Below are 18,505 nucleotides of genomic sequence, written 5' to 3'. Positions count from 1 at the left end.
CTTTTTTGTGGGCGATTGAAAAGTAGGATTGTGGGAGCCAAGCCTTGCTCCCACACAACCTAATCGCCTGGCACGTTGTGTCAGGCCGACTTGGCCAGAATCAGCCCATTCTCGCTCGCCGCTTCCAGACGGATCGCCACGAATTTCGAAGTCGGGGTATGGCTGCCGTCGCCGGTGCTCTCCAACGGCACCAACGGATTCACTTCAGGGTAATAGGCGGCGGCCTGTCCGGCGGGAATGTCAAATGCCAACAGGGTAAAGCCTTTGACCCGTCGCTCGCGGCCGTCATCCCAGAGCGAGACGATGTCGGCCTTCTGCCCAGGTTTGAAGCCCAGTCGAATGATGTCCGCTTCGTTGACGAACAACACGTCACGCTGGCCCTTCACGCCGCGATAGCGGTCATCGAGGCCATAGATGGTGGTGTTGTACTGATCGTGGGAGCGCATGGACTGCATGATCAGGTCAGGCAACTGCCCGGTGGCGCGAGTGCGCTCATGCACCAGGTCGGTCGGCAGCCGGTTGGGCTTGAAGTTGGCGCGGCCTGAGGCGGTGTTCCAGCGACGTGCACCGGCGCTGTTGCCCAGATAGAAGCCGCCGGGGTTCTGGAGCTTTTCGTTGAAGTCTTTGAACCCCGGGATGGTATCGGCGATCAGGTCGCGGATGCGGTTGTAGTCCGCCACCAGCCAGTTCCAGTCCACCGGATGGTGGCCCAGTGTGGCGGCGGCGATGCCGGCAATGATCCAGGGCTCGGAACGCATCTGGTTCGACAGCGGCTGCAATTGGCCATTGGATGCATGGACCATGCTGAAGGAGTCTTCCACGGTCACCGCTTGTGCGCCTTCGACTTGCAGGTCGATGTCGGTACGGCCCAGGCACGGTAGGATCAGCGCCTCTTTTCCATGAGCCAGATGGCTGCGGTTGAGCTTGGTGCTGATCTGCACAGTCAGGTCGCAGTTGCCCAAGGCCTGGAACGTCCGATCACTGTCCGGGGTGGCCTGGGCGAAGTTGCCGCCCAGAGCGATGAAGACCTTCGCCCGGCCGTCAGCCATGGCGTGGATCGCTTCGACCACGTTGTGGCCATTCTCGCGCGGCACCTTGAACTGGAAGCGACGCTCCAGCGAGTCAAGGAACGCCGCCGGCGGACGCTCGTTGATGCCCATGGTCCGGTCGCCCTGCACGTTACTGTGGCCGCGAACCGGGCACAGACCGGCGCCCGGCCGGCCGATGTTGCCGCGCAGCAGCATCAGGTTGGCGATTTCCTGGATGGTCGCCACCGAATGGCGATGTTGGGTGATGCCCATCGCCCAGCACATGATCACGTTCTTGCTGATGGCGTACATGCGCGCCGCTTGTTCGATCTCGACCAGGGTCAAGCCCGACTGCTCAACGATCTGCTCCCATGGCGTGTCATCGACCACGGCCAGGTAATCCAGTACGTCGATGCTGTGTTCGTTCAGGAACGCGTGGTCGAACACTGCAGCAGCGCCGGTGTTTTGCGCCTCACGTTCCCATTGCAGCAGGAACTTGGCCATGCCCCGCAGCACGGCCATGTCGCCACCCAGGGCCGGACGGAAATAGGCGGAGTTGGTCGGTTTGTCCCCGTTGGTAAGCATCTCGATCGGGTTTTGTGGGTGCTGGAAACGCTCCAGGCCACGCTCCTTGAGCGGGTTGATGCACACCACTTGGGCGCCGCGTTTCACTGCTTCGCGCAGCGGTTCGAGCATGCGTGGATGGTTGGTGCCCGGGTTCTGGCCCCAGACGAAAATCGCGTCGGCGTGTTCGAAATCGTCGAAAGTCACGGTGCCTTTGCCTACGCCGACACTCTGAGACAGCGCCACGCCACTGGCTTCATGGCACATGTTCGAGCAGTCGGGAAAGTTGTTGGTGCCGTAGGCGCGCACGAACAACTGATAGAGGTAGGCTGCTTCGTTGCTGGCCCGGCCCGAGGTATAGAACTCAGCCTGGTTCGGGCTGGAGAGCCCCTGCAAGTGTTTGCCGATCAGGGCAAATGCCGCTTCCCAACTGATGGGTTTGTAGCGGTCGGTTTCGGCGTCGTAGCTCAGTGGCTCGGTCAGGCGCCCCTGGTATTCCAGCCAATAGTCGCTCTGCTCCAGCAGCGACGTCACACTGTGTTTGGCGAAGAATGCGCCATCGACACGGCGCTTGGTCGCTTCCCAGTTCACCGCTTTGGCGCCGTTCTCGCAGAACTTGACCATGCCGCTTTCCGGCGAGTCGCCCCAGGCACAGCCTGGGCAGTCAAAGCCGCCGTTCTGGTTGGTCTTGAGCATCATGCGCAGGTTCTTCAGCGCATTGTCGCTGGTCAGCCAGGCCTGGGCGACGCTGATCAGCGCGCCCCAACCACCGGCCGGACCCTTGTAGGGCTTGTAGCGCGGTACGGGTTTCTGATCGGCTTGTTGATGATTGCTCACGCTTGATTCTCCATCGCAGGGCTATAGACCCGCGGCGCACTTTTCTGCGGCAGGTGGATGAGATTGAGGTTGTGCTGGCGGGCCCACTGCACGGCAAGGCCGGTGGGTGACGACAGGCTGACCAGGGTCTGGATGCCGGCGCGCAACACTTTCTGGATCAATTCGAGGCTGCAACGACTGGTGACGATCGCCACGCCTCCGTTCACCGGGATCTGTTGCCGGATCAGCGCGCCGATCAGTTTGTCGAGCGCGTTGTGCCGGCCGATATCTTCGCGTCCCAGCAGCAATTGGCCTTGGGCGTTCATGAACAGCGCCGCGTGGACCGCGCCGCAATGCTGGCCCAGGGGCTGGAACTGGCCGATGCGTTGACGCAGGCCTTCGAGCCACTGGGCCGGTGGCAGTGGCGTGCCGGGCAGTGCCTTGAGGTTCGGTAATGCCTGCTCCACCGCTTCCACCCCGCAAAGCCCGCAGCCGCTGGTGCCGGCCAGTTGTCGGCGTTGTTGCTTGAGGTTCCAGAAGGCGCGGTTGGCGATGGTTACCTGGGCGTATTGCGCAGAACCGTCGCCGCTCAGTTGCACGTCATAGATGTCCGCAGGGTATTCAATGATGCCGCTGCCTAGGCTGAAGCCGACGATGAAGTCTTCAAGGTCAGACGGCGTGACCAGCATGACAGCCTGACTGATGCCGTTATAGGCGATCGCCAGCGCCACTTCCTCGGCCAGCGCGGTGCTGTCCGATTGGGAATGGTCCAGGTTGCAGTAGCGATAGCTCTGGCTGGCGGCTGGCGCGGGTATTTTCTCCGCAGGCGCAGAACAGACCGGAGGCTTGTCGTTCATAGGCATCACTGACAGTGGGAATAGTGATAAGACTAAATGCGGCAATCTGCCACGTCTAATCGCTATTACTGATCTATCAATAGATGACGTCGATCAAGATGTCGTTGATGATTTCTGATAGAGGGCGAAGCAAGCTTCCGCCAAAGCCGAGCGTGGAGCGCCGCGGCGCATGATCAGACCCAGCGGGACCAGAGTTTGCGCGTCTTCGATGGGCTGGATGCGCAAGTCTCGGGTCAGCATACCCAGGCCACTGTTCATCGGCATCACGGCGCAACACAGTCCGCCGTGTACGGCTTGTAACAATTGATGCACCGCGTCGGTTTGCAGCAGAGGGCGGGGTGTGAGGCCCCGACTGTGGAAGTTGTGGTCGATGGACTGACGAAAATGCATGCCGCTGGTGAGCATGCCCAGGGGCAACTCGATCAGCGCTTCCCAGCTCAGCGGCTGCTCGCCGAAATAGAAGTATCGCTGGTCAAAGAGCAAGCCCATGCGCGTATGGTTGAAGGGCAGGGCGTCGAAGCGCTCGGTGTCCAGGCGCTCCAGATAGGAAATGCCCAGGTCGATGCGGTTGTTCGCCAGTTGTTCGAGGATGCGTTCGGAGCTTAAGGATGACAATTCGAAATGCAGGTTAGGGTGCTCGCTGTGCAGCCGCTGCATCATCGACAACGGATCGAAGTCCGACAATGGCACCACTCCCAGGCGCAGGGTACCCACCAGGTTGCCACGGCAGGCCGCCGCTTCGGCCTGTAGACCGTCATAGGCCGCCATGACCGTGCGTGCCCAGGCCAACACCCGCTCCCCGGGAGCGGTGAAACCTTCAAAGCGCTGGCCTCGATTGACCAGTGGCAGGCCCAGCTCTTCTTCAAGGCTGCGCAGGCGCATTGACAGGGTCGGTTGGGTGATGTGGCAGCGCGCGGCCGCCTGGCCGAAGTGGCGGGTTTCGTCGAGCGCGATGAGAAATTTCAGCTGCTTGATGTCCATCTTCGTTCCAGGGCGCGGGAAGGTTGGGATTCTAGCGCTTTGTGCGCGGCAGGGTCATTGGTCGGCTGGGAACCGGGTTCGTTTGGCTTGGTCTAGGCTTTTGCGTCTGGACACTTAAACCTATGGAGAGAACACGATGAGCCTTTTCAGTTTTTTGAAAGATGCCGGTGAGAAAATTCTTGATGCACTGACGCCCGACAAGGCACAGGCCAACAGCGAAGCGCTGACCAATCACGTAAAGGAGGCGCTGACAGGCATTGATACTTCAAAGATCCAGGTGAAAGTCGAGGGCGAAAAAGTCATTGCCTCGGGTGAAGCCGCGACCCAGGAAGAGAAAGAAAAGATTTTGTTGGCGCTGGGCAACGTGCACGGTATCAGTGAAGTCGATGACCAAATCACCGTGACGGGTCCTGTGGCCACTGAGGCCAAGTTCGTTACCGTCGTAAAAGGTGACACCCTGAGCGCCATTTCCAAGCGTGTTTATGGTGATGCGAACAAGTACAACAAGATTTTTGAAGCCAACAAACCGATGCTGTCGCATCCGGACAAGATCTATCCGGGGCAGGTGCTGCGCATTCCCGAATAAAGCTTGAGGACCGCATTGTCTTCATCGCGAGCAGGCTCGCTCCCACACTGGATCTGTGGCGAACAAGGAACCTTGTGAGAGCGAGCCTGCTCGCGATGCAAACGGCCGGCTATCAAAGCCCGGCAATCAAATCCCGATAATCCCCCAACGCCTCGAACTCCCCCGTATCCTTCGGCCCTTTGCGGCTGTCCGGTACGCTGACCGCCAGCAGGTGTGCCACGCCGAATTCCCGGGCGCTGCGCAGCACTGGCAAGGTGTCGTCGATAAACAGGCTGCGGGCCGGGTCGAAGTTCAGATCGGCTTGCAGGGCATCCCAGAACTGCGGGCTTTCCTTGGGAAAACCGTAGTCGTGAGAGCTGATCAAACGTTCGAAGTAAGGGGCCAGTTCGATGCGTTCCAGCTTCAGGGACAATGAGTCGCGATGGGCGTTGGTGATCATTACCACCCGTTTACCCGCCCGCTGGATCGCCGCCAGGAACGTGTCGGCGTCCGGGCGCAGGGCAATCAGGTGCGCGGTTTCCAGCTTCAGTTCGCGCACCGGCAGTTTCAGCTCGGTGCTCCAGAAGTCCAGGCAATACCACTGCAATTGGCCGGCGTTGCGCTCGAACAGCGGCTGCAACTCCAGCTCCGCCATGGCCCGGCTCACGCCATGCAGTTCGGCGTAGCGTTGGGGCAAGTGTTCCATCCAGAAATGGTTGTCGTAATGCAGGTCCAGCAGGGTGCCGTCCATGTCCAGCAGCACCGTATCGATCTCGTGCCAGGGCAGCAAGGCCATAAAACTTCTCCAGCGGTAATCGGATATCCGACACAAACAATCAGAATAGGCCGGGTATAGTAGCCCGCTATCGCCCAGGGAGCCGTTTATGCGCCAGAAACCCACCATACTCGATCGACGGATCGTCGCCACCAGCCGCCTGTTTTGCGTGGAAGAACTGAAACTGCGGTTTTCCAACGGCGTGGAGCGCACCTATGAGCGTTTGGCGGGCAAGGGCGCAGGTTACGGCGCGGTAATGATCGTGGCGATGCTCGACGCCGATCACGCCGTGTTGGTGGAAGAATACTGCGGCGGCACCGATGCCTACGAATTGTCCCTGCCCAAGGGTTTGATTGAGCCGGGTGAAGACGTGTTGGCGGCGGCTGAGCGGGAGCTTAAAGAAGAGGCCGGTTTTGGTGCGCGTCAATTGGAGCACCTGACTGAACTGTCCCTGTCCCCCGGCTACATGAGCCAGAAGATCCAAGTGGTGCTGGCGACCGATCTCTATGAAGAGCGGCTGGAAGGCGACGAGCCTGAGCCGATGCGCGTGGACAAGGTCAACCTGCGTGAGTTGTCGGCCTTGGCGCAAAACCCTCAATTCACGGAGGGCCGTGCCTTGGCGGCGCTGTACCTGGCCCGTGACCTGTTGACCCAGCGCGGAGCGTTCCTGTCATGAATTTCCCCCACCCTCTAATGGCCCCTGTGGTCGAGCTGGCGCTCAAGGCCGGTGAGGCGATCCTGCCGTTCTGGCGAGCCAATGTGCAGGTCAACCATAAGGCCGACGCATCGCCGGTGACCGCCGCGGACATGGCCGCTCACGATGTGATCGTGGCCGGGCTGACCGCGTTGGCGCCGGATATTGCAATCCTCTCCGAAGAGGACGCCAATATTGCGCAAAGCGTGCGCGCCGGCTGGCAACGCTGGTGGCTGGTGGACCCGCTGGACGGCACCAAGGAGTTCATTTCCGGCAGCGAAGAGTTCACCGTCAATATCGCACTGGTCGAGCAGGGGCGGGTGGTGTTTGGCGTAGTGTCGATGCCCACCAATGGTCGCTTTTACGTCGGTGGCGCGGGGTTCGGCGCCTGGCGTGGCGACAAGGGGGGCGAGCCGTTGCCGATCGAAGTGCGTAACGTGCCGGCGCCGGGGGATGCTTTTACGGTGGTCGCCAGCCGTCGCCATACCAGCCCGGAGCAAGAGCGTCTCTTGGGCGGCTTGAGCGAGAGCCTGGGTGAGTTGCAACTGACCAGCATCGGCAGTTCGTTGAAATTCTGCCTGCTGGCCGAGGGCGCGGCGGATTGCTATCCGCGACTGGCGCCGACGTCCCAGTGGGACACCGCCGCCGCCCAAGGCGTGCTGGAGGGTGCGGGCGGCGAGGTGCTGGACCTACGCGGCGAGCCGTTCTGCTATCCGCCGCGGGAGTCGCTGTTGAATGAATCCTTCCTGGCGTTGCCGGCAAAGGCGGCGTGGCGTGGGAAACTGCTGGAACTTGCCCGCTCCTGAATCGACTGCCCCTTGCTGGACCTGGGACAGTTGTTGTGGCGAGGGAGCTTGCTCCCCCTGGGCTGCGAAGCGGCCCCAATGCGTCTGCTGCGCAGCCGAGCGGGAGCAAGCTCCCTCGCCACAGGGTTTTTTTTGATGCTCGGGGGTCAGCGGTGCAACACGTACTGCCCCACAAATTGCACCGCTGGTGCTTCGCTCCCGGCATTTATCACCTGGGTCTGCAAGGTCAGTCGTGCGCGTCCGTAGCGCCGGTAGGTGGCCAGGAAGCGTTTCCAGACGTTTTCTTCGGGAGCCTGGCAAATGACTGTGGCGTCCCTCGTGACTGGCAGTGGATAGCTGATCTGCCCTTCCTGAATGACGATATGCCCGTCCTCAATGCCCTCTTCGCGCAGGGCCAGGTGCAGCCAGCCCCAGCCACCCAGCACCGCGCCGCAGTACAGGCTGCCGCCGAACATGGTGCTCTTGTGGTTGACGTTGGCCTCCAGCGGTAAAAACAGGCGCAGTTGCCGGGCCTGCCAGTCGAGCACCTTCAGGCCCATGTCCCGCGTCAACGGGATGTCGTGGTGCAGGATCGATTCCAGGTAGCGGCTGTCGCGGTTCATGCAGGGCCTCTTTTGAAAGGGAAGATGGCAATCACTCAAGCAGACTCAATCGGACTCATCGGCATGGCCCTGGCTATCGCCGAAGTTCAGCCCATGCTTGCGTAACTTGTCGTGCAAGGTCTTGCGCGGAATGCCCAGGGCTTCGGCGAGGCTGCGCACCGAGCTGTGAGGGCGGGCCAGTTCGGCGGCGATCAGGGTTTTCTCGAAGTTCTCCACCTGCTCGCTCAAGCCGCCGCTGATCACTTCGACCGGGGCACCGGGGCTACCGTCGGGCGCGCTGTTGTCCAGGGCCAGTTCCAGACCCAGGGCAAAACGCTCGGCGGCGTTCTGCAATTCTCGCACGTTGCCCGGCCAGCTATGGCGCAGCAGCAATGCCCGTTGGGCCGGTTGCAACTCGTGGGGCGGCAGGCCGTGACGGGCGCTGGCTTCGTCGGCGAAATGCTGGAACAGCATCAGGGCATCCTCACCGCGTTCACGCAGCGGGGGGATACGCAACGGCGCGACGTTCAGGCGGTAATACAGGTCGGCGCGAAAACGACCCTGATCAGCGGCCTGACGCAGGTCTTCCTTGGTGGCGGCGATGACGCGGATGTCCAGCGGGATCTGTTGATTGCCCCCCAGTCGTTCCACTACCCGCTCTTGCAGCAGCCGCAGCAGTTTGACCTGAACGTCCAGGCTCATGCTTTCGATTTCATCGAGAAACAGCGTACCGCCGTTGGCGAACTCGAACTTGCCGATGCGGCGCTTCTGCGCGCCGGTGAAAGCGCCGGGCTCATGACCGAACAGCTCGCTCTCCACCACCGACTCGGCCAGGGCTCCGGCGTTGATCGCGACGAAGGGGCCGTTGCGCCGGCCCGACAGATCGTGCAGGGCTCGGGCGACTACCTCCTTGCCGGCCCCGGTTTCTCCGAGGATCAGCACATCGGCGCGGGTCGCCGCTAACGCACCGATCTGCTCGCGCAGGCGCAGTATCGAGGGCGATTGGCCGACGAGCCGGGCGCTGAGTTCATGGCGGTCGCTCAGGGCCAGGCGCAGGCTGCGGTTGTCCATTACCAGGCGCCGCAAGGCCAGGGCCCGGCGCACGCTGTCGAGCAGGTGATCGCTGGGGAAAGGTTTCTCAAGGAAGTCATAGGCTCCGGCGCGCATGGCCTGGACTGCCAGCGGCACGTCGCCATGGCCGGTGATCAGCAACACCGGCAGCTCCGGGTCCTGGGCATGGAGTTCGCTCAGCAACTCAAGGCCGTCGATGCCCGGCATGCGAATGTCACTGACCACCACACCCGGCCAGTCGCGAGACAGTTGCCCGGCCACGCCTTTGGCCTCGGCCAGGGACAGGACCTTCAGGCCGGCCAGGTCGAGGGTCTGGCTCAAGGCCTGACGCAAGTGGGGATCGTCGTCGATCAACACCACCTCAATCCGGTTATCGATGGTCATACGCTACGGTCCTCGGACGGTTGCAGGCTCACACCGGGCGCGCCAGCGCGCAACTTCAGGGTAATCAGGGCGCCGCCTTCCTTGTGATTGGCGAACGACAGTTCACCGCCGAAGGCGCGCATCAGGGTGTCGCAAATCGCCAGCCCCAGGCCAAGGCCCTGGGTGCGGGTCTTGGTGGTGTAGAAGGGCTCGCCCGCGCGACCAAGGGCTTCCATGCAAAACCCCGGGCCGTTATCGCGGATGTACAGGTTGACGCCGGTTTCGGTGGCTTCGGCACTGAGCCAGAGTTTGCGCGGCGGGCCTTTTTCAGTCAGGGCGTCGAGAGCGTTGGCCAGCAGGTTGCCGAGCACCTGGCGCAAGCGCGTTTCCCCGGCCTCGACCCACAAAGTGGCGGCCGGCAGGTCGCGGATCAGTTCCACTTCCATGCTGCGCCGGCGCTTGGCGAGCAGTGCCAGGGCATCGTCCAGCGCCGGTTGCAGGGCGACACTTTCCGGGGCGTGACGGTCGCGGCGGGCGAAGGCGCGCAAGTGGGCAATGATCGAGGCCATGCGAGCGGTCAGCTCACTGATCAGCTTGAGGTTGCCTCGGGCGTCCTCGGTACGCTGGTGATCGAGCAATATTTCGGCGTTTTCGGCATAGCTGCGGATCGCCGCCAGCGGCTGGTTGAGTTCGTGGCTGATGCTGGCCGACATGGTGCCCAGGGCTGACAGCTTGCCGGCTTGCACCAGGTCATCCTGGGCGCGGACCAGTTCCTGCTGGGCCTGCTCGCGTTCCAGCACCTCTTGCTTGAGTCGCCGGTTCAGGCCTTCCAGGTCACTGGTGCGCTCGGCTACCCGGCCTTCCAGCTCCTGACGGGCCTTGCCTTCGAAGGCGATGCGGTCCAGGTAATGCCGCCGGCGCTGCATCATCAACCCGAGCAACAGCATCAGGACCAGCAAGGCCGCACCGCCGATGACCACCACGGTGCGCACCTGACGGTCGATCAGGGTACGCGGGGCGAGAATGCTCACGCTCCAGCGGGTCTCCTCAATGGACTGGGTCTGGATCAGCCAGGCGTTCGCATCCAGGTTCAGCGGCTTGGGGTCGCGGGTCGGGTAGGGCTGTACGGCGCTGATGGACTGGCGCTCTTCGTCACTTAAGGGGCGGGTCGCGCGAAATCGCCATTCTTGTCGCGAAGTGAGGATCACCACGCCGTTGTGGTCGGTCACCAGCAGTTGTTCGGGGGTTTTGCCCCAGAGGCTTTCGGTGTGGTCCAGATCCACCTTGACCACCAGTACGCCGATCACTTTTTCCCGGTCGCGCACGGCAGCGGCGAAGAAGTAACCGCGCTTGGCCGAGGTGGTGCCCAAGCCGAAGAAGCGTCCCAGCCGCCCGGCCATTGCTTCGATGTAATACGGCCGGAAGGCAAAATTGCGTCCGACGAAACTGTCGTGTTTATCCCAGTTCGATGCCGCGAGGGTCTTGCCGGTGGGGTCCATCAGGTACATGACTTCTGCGCCGGTCTGGGCGCTGATGTTTTTCAGCAGTCGATTGGCATTGCCCTGGATGATGCCGTCGTCCGGTGCCAGTAAAGTGGCGCGCAGGGCCGGCAGCTCACCGAGAATCTGTGGCAGCACTTCATAGCGGTGCAGGGTGCCCAACAGGTTGGCGACGTAGAGATCGAGGGTCTGGCGGTTCTGCCCAGCCAGTTCACTGCGGTAGTAACGCTCGGCCAGATGTTCCAGCGGCCACAGCAACGGCGCCAGGCACAGCGCAAGCAAGGCCAGGCTGCGCCAGCGGGGTCTGCGGGGAAGAGTGGAATTCATGAGCATCAGGCGCCTGTGGGGACAGGCGCATTATGCCTAGTGTCCGGCGGCAAGGCACTGGTGCAGCGCGCTTTGCCAGTCTGGCTGACTTACACCCCATTGCTGAAGCAGGCGTGTGCAATCCAGACGCGAGTTCAGCGGGCGTGGGGCCGGGGTCGGGTAAGCACTGGAGGGGATGGGCTCAAGCACCGCGCAGGGTTTGTGCTGCTCGATCAGGTGCTCGCCGATGGCCTGGGCAAAGCCGAACCAGGACGTTTCACCCTGCGCCGTCAGGTGGTAAGTCCCCCAGGCGCCGCACCGGCCGGCCTGCCAACGTTCAATCAAGTGGGCGGTGCTGTCGGCGATAGTCCCGGCCCAGGTCGGTGCGCCGATCTGATCGTCCACCACCCGCAGGTGCGATTTTTCCTGCAGCAGGCGTTGCATGGTCAACAGGAAGTTGCGGCCTTCGTTGGAGTACACCCAACTGGTGCGCAAAATCAGGTGCTGCCCGGCGACGTGGCGAATGGCGTCCTCGCCGGCCAGCTTGCTGCGCCCATAGACACTCAGCGGGTTGGGCGAGTCGGTCTCGGTGTAGGGCTCAGGCTTGCGGCCATCGAAGACGTAATCGGTGGAGTAGTGGATCAGCGGGACACCCAACTCGACCGCCACTTGAGCCAGGACGCCCGGCGCCGTGGCATTGATGGCGAAGGTCCGTTCCGGTTCGCTCTCGGCCTGGTCGACGGCGGTGTGGGCGGCGGCGTTGATGATCAGGTCAGGCCGCAGGGCAGTGATGGGCGAACGAAGGTGATCGGGGCGCGCCAGGTCGAGTTGGTCGCTGCCGCGCACGATCAACTCAGCCATGCCGGCCAGGCGCGACTGGAGTGCTCGGGAGACCTGGCCGTTCTGGCCGATGATCAGGATGCGCAAGGAGGTACTCATGGGAACAGGTCGGCCTCGTGCAGAGCCTTGCCGGCCTGGTCCTTGGGTGAGAGGATCGGCGCACTCTCCAGTTCCCAGTCGATGGCCAGGTCCGGGTCGTCCCAGCGAATGCAGCGCTCGGCAGAGGGCGCGTAGTAGTCGGTGGTCTTGTAGAGGAAATCAGCGCAATCGCTGAGCACGACGAAGCCATGGGCGAAGCCTGGCGGGACCCACAGTTGCCGATGGTTCTGCGCTGACAGGCGTACGCCCACCCATTGCCCGAAAGTGGCCGAACTGCGGCGAATGTCCACCGCCACGTCGAGCACTTCCCCGGCAATGACCCGCACCAGTTTTCCCTGGGCCTGTTCGATCTGATAATGCAGGCCGCGCAACACGCCCCTGGCCGAGCGCGAGTGGTTATCCTGGACGAACTGCAACGCGCAGCCGGTGGCCTCGGCGAACGCCCGAGCGTTGAAACTCTCATAGAAAAAGCCGCGATCATCACCGAAAACCTTCGGTTCGATGATCAGGACTTCAGGCAGGCGGGTGGCGATGACGTTCAACGTGTCTCTCCAGCGATCTGGAACAGGTATTGGCCGTAGCCGGTCTTGCCAAAGTACTGGGCGCGCTCAAGGATGTGCTCGCGGCTGACCCAGCCCTGTTGGTAGGCAATTTCTTCCAGGCAAGCGACTTTCAAACCTTGGCGGTGCTCGATGGTTTGCACATATTGCGAAGCCTCCAGCAGGCTGTCGTGGGTGCCGGTGTCCAGCCAGGCGAAACCACGGCCGAAACGCTCGACGTGCAGGTCGCCGCGGTGCAGGTAGGCGTTGTTGACGTCGGTGATTTCCAGTTCGCCTCGTTTGGACGGTTTGATGGTCTTGGCGATCTGGATCACGTCGTTATCGTAGAAATACAGGCCGGTTACCGCGTAGCTGGATTTGGGCGCGGTAGGTTTTTCTTCAATGGAAATGGCCCGCCCTTGAGCATCGAAATCGATCACGCCAAAACGCTCAGGGTCTTTGACCCAGTAACCGAATACCGTTGCGCCCGTCTGCCGGGTGGCGGCCGTCTGCAGTTGTTCGCCGAAATGCTGCCCGTGAAAAATGTTGTCGCCCAGGATCAGGCACACCGGATCGTTGCCGATAAATTGCTCGCCGATCAGAAACGCCTGGGCCAGGCCATCGGGCGATGGCTGCTCGGCGTAGTGAAATTGCACGCCAAATTGACTGCCGTCGCCCAACAGATTGCGGTATTGCGGCAAGTCCTGAGGGGTAGAAATCACCAGGATGTCCTTGATGCCGGCGAGCATCAGCACCGAAATCGGGTAATAGATCATCGGCTTGTCGTAAACCGGTAGTAACTGCTTGGAAACCCCAAGGGTAATCGGGTGCAGTCGGGTGCCGGAGCCGCCGGCCAGAACAATGCCTTTCATCATGCAATCGCATCCTTGTTGTCGAGCGAGCCCAGGCGCTCGCCCTGATAGCTACCGTCCTGGACACGTCTGCACCACAGCAGGTTTTCGAGGTACCACTGCACGGTTTTACGCAGGCCGGTCTCGAAGGTTTCCCGGGGCGTCCAGCCCAGTTCACGCTCGATCTTGCCGGCATCGATGGCGTAGCGCAGGTCGTGGCCGGGGCGGTCTTTGACGAAGGTGATCAGGTCGGCATAGTGCTCCACGCCGTCGGGCTTGTGGGGCGCCAGTTCTTCGAGCAGGGCGCAGATGCCGCGCACCACGTCGATGTTCTTCTGTTCATTATGGCCGCCGATGTTGTAGGTCTCGCCCACGGCACCTTCGGTCACGACCTTGAGCAGCGCCCGGGCATGGTCTTCGACGTACAGCCAGTCGCGCACTTGCTGGCCGTCGCCGTATACCGGCAACGGCTTGCCGGCCAGGGCATTGAGGATCACCAGCGGAATCAGCTTCTCGGGAAAGTGAAACGGCCCATAGTTGTTGGAGCAGTTGGTCAGCAGCACGGGCAAGCCGTAAGTGCGTTGCCAGGCGCGTACCAGATGGTCGGAAGCCGCCTTGCTCGCCGAGTACGGCGAGCTGGGGGCGTAGGCGGTGGTTTCGGTGAACAAATCATCCACGCCGTGCAGGTCGCCATACACTTCGTCGGTGGAAATGTGATGGAAACGAAACGCGCGCTTCTGCGGCTCGGCCAGGGTCTGCCAATAGGCGCGGGTGGCTTCCAGCAGGCTGTAGGTGCCCACGATATTGGTCTGGATGAAGTCCGCCGGGCCGTCGATGGAACGGTCGACGTGGGACTCGGCCGCCAGATGCATGATGGCCTCAGGCTTGAACCTTGCCAGTATCGCACTGACCGTCGGTTGATCGACGATATCGGCCTGGACGAACTCGTAGCGGCTGTCGTGCTCGATGCTGCTCAGCGATTCGAGATTGCCGGCATAGGTCAGCTTGTCGAGGTTCAGGACCTGATGTCCGGTATCCAGGATCAAGTGCCGTATAAGCGCCGAGCCGATAAAACCGGCACCGCCAGTGATGAGAATGCGCATCCGATCAAGCCTTTTTCCGTGGAACAACAAAGCATTGGAGCATAGCTTGTCGGCATGGCGAGGGCGGTGCAAGCAGGATATTTCCGGGCACGCTCACGCGCTTGGCAATTCACCTGCGGCAAAGGGGTTGCTTATCCCCCGACTCAATGGCGAGATAGACATCCGATAAAACCACCTCAGGGGTCGTTGTATGCCACTCGCTACGTTGGTTCACCGTGCCAGTTTGCCAAGCCCACAGATCAGTGCCGAACAGGCGCTGGTGCTGCTGCGCTCGAATTACGGACTCAGCGGTGACCTGCGACCCTTGGGCAGCCAGCAGGACCTCAACTATCGCGTCGACAGCGAGCGCGGACGGTTTGTGCTGAAGATTTGCCATGGTGACTATGCCGTCCAGGAACTCCAGGCCCAGCATGCCGCCCTCAAGCACCTGGCCGAGCACGGCGCGGTAAAAGTGCCGCGGGTGATCGCCGCCAATAATGGCCAGGATCTGTTGACCCTGGAGCTCGCAGGGCAAGCGGTTCATGTACGACTGCTGGAGTACATCGACGGCCAGTCGCTCACCCAGCTTAACCATTGGGGACCTGAACTGGTCACGGGGCTGGGGCGCTTGTGCGCACAAATCGACCTGGCGCTGGCCACGTTCGATCACCCTGGCCTGGAGCGCACCCTGCAATGGGACGCCCGCCACGCCAATGCACTGGTCGGCCATCTGCTGCCCGTCATCGACGATGATCAAGAACGCAACCTGATCGCCGAGGCGGCGCAACAGGCCGAACGCCGCTTGCAGCCGCTCAAGGCCAGCCTGCCGGTGCAGGCGATCCACATGGACATCACCGATGACAACGTGGTCTGGCAGCGCGATGCCCAGCGCCAATGGCAATTGCAGGGCGTCATCGACTTCGGCGACCTGATCCGCACCTGGCGCGTTACCGATCTGTCGGTGACCTGTGCAGCCTTGTTGCACCATGCCGACGGCGATCCGTTTTTCATCCTGCCGGCGATCAAGGCTTACAACGCGCTCAACCCGCTGCAATATGAGGAGCTGCTGGCGCTTTGGCCGCTGATCGTTGCCCGCGCTGCCGTGCTGGTGCTCAGCGGTGAACAGCAGGTATCCATTGACCCGGAAAATCAATACAGCCGCGACAACCTGGACCATGAGTGGGAGATTTTCCGGATTGCTCAGTCGGTCCCGTTCGAACTGATGGAAGCGGCGATCCTCACGTCCGTGGGCCACCATCTGCCACCCGTTGCCAGTGAAGGCTTTGTGCCGCTGTTGCCGACCTTGGTGGGCCGCGAGTTCGCCCTGATCGACCTGGGTGTCCTGAGCCCGCATTTCGAAGCCGGTAACTGGGAGCAGGAGGGGATCGACCAGCGTCTGCTGAGCGAAGCCGCCGCGGTCCATGGATTGGCCGCCAGCCGCTACGGGCAGTACCGATTGTCTCGGACCCGGCCGGACAGCGCCGTTGAACCGGATACTTATCCATTACACGTAGAGTTGCAGGTGCCGCGGGGCACGCCGCTGGAATCGCCGTTCGCCGGGGTGGTGCACAAAGCCGCCGACGGCATGTTGCAACTGGACAGCGTGCAACTGAGCATTCGGCTGTGGGGCGTGACATCGCCGCTGCATTCCGGGGCTGCGCTGGTCAAGGGCCAGGTCTTGGGCGAAGTCGATGGACCGTTGCGGGTGCAGTTGTGTCGTGGCGCTCAGCTCAATCCGCCGTTGTTCTGCACGCCATCCAGGGCGCCGGCCTGGCAGGCGCTCTGCCCCTCACCAGCGGTGCTGCTGGGACTGGCCTGTGATGCCGAGCCAGAGATCGACCCCCAACAGTTGCTGGCCCGTCGCGATGCGAGCTTTGCCCGTTCGCAGAAGCACTATTACGTTGATCCGCCGCGCATTGAGCGCGGCTGGCGCAATCACCTGATCGACATGCAGGGCCGCTCCTACCTGGACATGCTCAACAACGTCGCGGTACTGGGGCACGGGCATCCGCGCATGGCCGCGGTGGCCGCCCGGCAGTGGTCGCTGCTCAACACCAACTCCCGCTTTCACTATGCCGCGATTGCCGAATTTTCCGAGCGCTTGCTGGCGCTGGCGCCGCCCGGCATGGATCGGGTATTTCTGGTCAACAGTGGCACCGAGGCCAACGACCTGGCGATCCGCCTGGCCTGGGCCTACAGCGGCGGCCGGGACATGCTCAGTGTGCTGGAGGCCTATCACGGCTGGTCGGTAGCGGCCGATGCGGTCTCGACGTCCATTGCCGACAACCCTCAGGCCCTGAGCAGTCGCCCGGATTGGGTGCATCCGGTGACCGCGCCAAACACTTATCGCGGTGAATTCCGCGGCCCCAACAGCGCGCCGGACTACCTGCGCAGCGTCGAGCACAACCTGGCAAAAATCGCCGAACACAAGCGCCAGCTCGCCGGCTTCATCTGCGAACCGGTGTACGGCAATGCTGGCGGGATCGCACTGCCGCCGGGGTATCTGAAGCAGGTCTACGCGCTGGTGCGCGAGCGCGGCGGCGTCTGCATCGCTGACGAAGTGCAAGTCGGCTACGGGCGCATGGGAGAATTTTTCTGGGGCTTCGAAGAACAGGATGTAGTACCGGACATCATCACCATGGCCAAGGGCATGGGTAACGGCCAGCCGCTGGGAGCGGTCATCACCCGCCGGGAAATCGCCGAGGCGCTGGAAGCAGAAGGGTATTTTTTCTCGTCAGCCGGCGGCAGCCCGGTCAGTTGCCAGATCGGCATGGCCGTGCTGGACGTCATGGAAGAAGAAAAACTGTGGGAAAACGCCCGGGCAGTGGGTGGGCATTTCAAGGCCCGCCTGCAAGCTTTGATCGACCGATATCCGTTGGTCGGTGCGGTGCATGGCTCCGGTTTTTACCTGGGCGTGGAACTGATCCGCAACCTCGACACCCTCGAGCCGGCCACCGAAGAAACCACGGCGCTGTGCAATCGCCTGCGGGAGCTGGGTATTTTCATGCAACCGACCGGCGACTACCTGAACATCCTCAAGATCAAACCGCCGATGGTCACCACCCGCCAGAGCGTGGATTTCTTTGTCGATATGTTGGCGAAGGTGTTGGACGAGGGGCTTTGACTAACTGAGGCAAACGCTTTCCCTGTGGGAGCAGGCTCGCTCCCACAAGGTTTTGCGTGGTTGATAGTTCGATTTTTGTCGGTATTTTTTGCGACTGGCGTGTGGTTTTAAATCTGTATCGCTTCTAAAGTCGATTTTTATCGGTTATAAAGTCGGCACCACACATGCTCTGGAGCTCCCTTCATGAGTCGTATCGTCACCGTTGCCGCCACCCAGATGGCCTGTTCCTGGGATCTGGAGGCCAATATCGAGATCGCTGAACAGCAGGTTCGCGAGGCCGCCGCCAAAGGGGCGCAGATCATCTTGCTCCAGGAGTTGTTCGAGACGCCGTACTTTTGCCAGAAGCCCAACCCGGACTACCTGCAATTGGCGACTCCGGTCGAAGATAACGTCGCCATCAGGCATTTTCAGAAAGTTGCCAGGGAGCTTCAGGTCGTCTTGCCCATCAGCTTTTTTGAACGGGCCGGTCGTGCGCGTTTCAACAGTATTGCGATCATTGATGCCGACGGCTGTAACCTGGGGGTATACCGCAAGAGTCACATCCCGGACGGTCCTGGCTACCATGAGAAGTACTATTTCAACCCTGGCGATACCGGTTTCAAGGTCTGGAATACCCGCTACGCCAGGATCGGCGTGGGCATCTGCTGGGACCAGTGGTTTCCCGAGTGCGCCCGCAGCATGGCGCTGCAAGGTGCGGAAATCCTGTTTTACCCGACCGCCATTGGCAGCGAGCCGCACGACAAGAGCATTTCGTCCCGCGATCACTGGCAGCGCGTGCAACAAGGCCATGCCGGCGCGAACGTAATGCCGCTGGTGGCCAGCAACCGCATCGGCAACGAAGAGCAGGATGGCTACGACATCACGTTCTACGGCTCCTCGTTCATCGCCAATCAGTTCGGTGAAAAGGTCCAGGAATTGAACGAAACCGAAGAAGGCGTGCTGGTGCACAGCTTTGACCTGGACGAGCTGGAACACATTCGCAGTGCCTGGGGCACTTTCCGTGATCGTCGTGCGGACCTGTACGGCTCGATCAAAACCCTCGATGGCTCACTGGAGTCCTGATT

Annotated in this window: 16 protein-coding genes; 5 read left to right on the top strand and 11 right to left on the bottom strand. The window is 61.8% G+C overall.

Annotation, left to right across the window (positions count from 1 at the left end):
• Positions 1-80 precede the first annotated feature (80 nt).
• The 3 genes from PSH91_RS25505 to PSH91_RS25495 form a co-directional block, all read right to left on the bottom strand.
• Positions 81-2,429 carry an FdhF/YdeP family oxidoreductase gene (locus tag PSH91_RS25505; RefSeq protein ID WP_047226853.1) on the bottom strand — a complete coding sequence of 783 codons (2,349 nt, stop codon included), beginning with the start codon at positions 2,427-2,429 and terminating at the stop codon, positions 81-83.
• The gene (fdhD, locus tag PSH91_RS25500) at positions 2,426-3,265 is read right to left on the bottom strand and encodes a formate dehydrogenase accessory sulfurtransferase FdhD (protein WP_047226854.1); all 840 of its coding nucleotides are present in this window, start codon (positions 3,263-3,265) and stop codon (positions 2,426-2,428) included. The genes PSH91_RS25505 and fdhD overlap by 4 nt, the downstream gene beginning before the upstream one ends.
• A 93-nt stretch (positions 3,266-3,358) precedes the next feature.
• A complete protein-coding gene (locus tag PSH91_RS25495) occupies positions 3,359-4,246 on the bottom strand; it encodes a LysR family transcriptional regulator (RefSeq protein ID WP_047226855.1) in 888 nt (295 codons plus the stop codon).
• Between the two features lie 136 nt (positions 4,247-4,382).
• Here PSH91_RS25495 and lysM point away from each other — a divergent pair, with 136 nt between their 5' ends.
• Entirely contained in the window at positions 4,383-4,832 is a 450-nt protein-coding gene (lysM, locus tag PSH91_RS25490; RefSeq protein WP_047226856.1) for a peptidoglycan-binding protein LysM, read from the top strand.
• Positions 4,833-4,944: 112 nt separating this feature from the next.
• On the opposite strand, the gene yrfG is transcribed toward lysM, so the two are convergent.
• Positions 4,945-5,607, bottom strand: coding sequence for a GMP/IMP nucleotidase (gene yrfG, locus PSH91_RS25485; protein WP_047226857.1), 663 nt, complete (start codon positions 5,605-5,607; stop codon positions 4,945-4,947).
• 88 nt (positions 5,608-5,695) lie between these two features.
• Here yrfG and nudE point away from each other — a divergent pair, with 88 nt between their 5' ends.
• The gene (gene nudE, locus PSH91_RS25480) at positions 5,696-6,262 is read left to right on the top strand and encodes an ADP compounds hydrolase NudE (RefSeq protein ID WP_160894030.1); all 567 of its coding nucleotides are present in this window, start codon (positions 5,696-5,698) and stop codon (positions 6,260-6,262) included.
• The gene (gene cysQ / locus PSH91_RS25475; RefSeq protein ID WP_107323082.1) at positions 6,259-7,086 is read left to right on the top strand and encodes a 3'(2'),5'-bisphosphate nucleotidase CysQ; all 828 of its coding nucleotides are present in this window, start codon (positions 6,259-6,261) and stop codon (positions 7,084-7,086) included. The genes nudE and cysQ overlap by 4 nt, the downstream gene beginning before the upstream one ends.
• 146 nt (positions 7,087-7,232) lie before the next feature.
• Here the strand turns inward: cysQ and PSH91_RS25470 are convergent, their stop codons facing one another.
• From PSH91_RS25470 to rfbB, 7 genes are read right to left on the bottom strand one after another with little or no spacing between them, the layout of a single operon-like run.
• Complete coding sequence (locus PSH91_RS25470; RefSeq protein ID WP_173406436.1) at positions 7,233-7,688, bottom strand: YiiD C-terminal domain-containing protein; 456 nt, start codon at positions 7,686-7,688, stop codon at positions 7,233-7,235.
• Positions 7,689-7,733: 45 nt separating this feature from the next.
• Positions 7,734-9,122 (bottom strand): sigma-54 dependent transcriptional regulator, encoded by a 1,389-nt coding sequence (locus PSH91_RS25465; protein ID WP_305466926.1) that lies wholly within the window; start codon positions 9,120-9,122, stop codon positions 7,734-7,736.
• Positions 9,119-10,927 carry an ATP-binding protein gene (locus PSH91_RS25460; RefSeq protein WP_305466925.1) on the bottom strand — a complete coding sequence of 603 codons (1,809 nt, stop codon included), beginning with the start codon at positions 10,925-10,927 and terminating at the stop codon, positions 9,119-9,121. Before PSH91_RS25460 ends, PSH91_RS25465 begins: the two co-directional genes overlap by 4 nt.
• Positions 10,928-10,963: 36 nt before the next feature.
• A complete protein-coding gene (gene rfbD, locus PSH91_RS25455; RefSeq protein ID WP_305466924.1) occupies positions 10,964-11,845 on the bottom strand; it encodes a dTDP-4-dehydrorhamnose reductase in 882 nt (293 codons plus the stop codon).
• Positions 11,842-12,387, bottom strand: a complete 546-nt coding sequence (rfbC, locus tag PSH91_RS25450) for a dTDP-4-dehydrorhamnose 3,5-epimerase (RefSeq protein WP_047226863.1) — start codon at positions 12,385-12,387, stop codon at positions 11,842-11,844. Before rfbC ends, rfbD begins: the two co-directional genes overlap by 4 nt.
• Complete coding sequence (gene rfbA, locus PSH91_RS25445) at positions 12,384-13,259, bottom strand: glucose-1-phosphate thymidylyltransferase RfbA (RefSeq protein WP_047226864.1); 876 nt, start codon at positions 13,257-13,259, stop codon at positions 12,384-12,386. Before rfbA ends, rfbC begins: the two co-directional genes overlap by 4 nt.
• Positions 13,256-14,338, bottom strand: coding sequence for a dTDP-glucose 4,6-dehydratase (gene rfbB / locus PSH91_RS25440; protein WP_305466923.1), 1,083 nt, complete (start codon positions 14,336-14,338; stop codon positions 13,256-13,258). The genes rfbA and rfbB overlap by 4 nt, the downstream gene beginning before the upstream one ends.
• 190 nt (positions 14,339-14,528) lie before the next feature.
• Here rfbB and PSH91_RS25435 point away from each other — a divergent pair, with 190 nt between their 5' ends.
• Together PSH91_RS25435 and aguB are read left to right on the top strand one after the other, a co-directional pair.
• Complete coding sequence (locus PSH91_RS25435; protein ID WP_305466922.1) at positions 14,529-17,441, top strand: aminotransferase; 2,913 nt, start codon at positions 14,529-14,531, stop codon at positions 17,439-17,441.
• Between the two features lie 183 nt (positions 17,442-17,624).
• Positions 17,625-18,503 (top strand): N-carbamoylputrescine amidase, encoded by an 879-nt coding sequence (aguB, locus tag PSH91_RS25430; protein WP_305466921.1) that lies wholly within the window; start codon positions 17,625-17,627, stop codon positions 18,501-18,503.
• The last annotated feature ends 2 nt before the right edge of the window (positions 18,504-18,505 follow it).

It is taken from the genome of Pseudomonas sp. FP1154 (genome assembly GCF_030687245.1).
GTDB lineage: Bacteria > Pseudomonadota > Gammaproteobacteria > Pseudomonadales > Pseudomonadaceae > Aquipseudomonas > Aquipseudomonas rhizophila.
The sequence above is the reverse complement of the archived record's forward strand: the minus strand, read 5'-3'. Positions and strand labels throughout refer to the sequence as shown.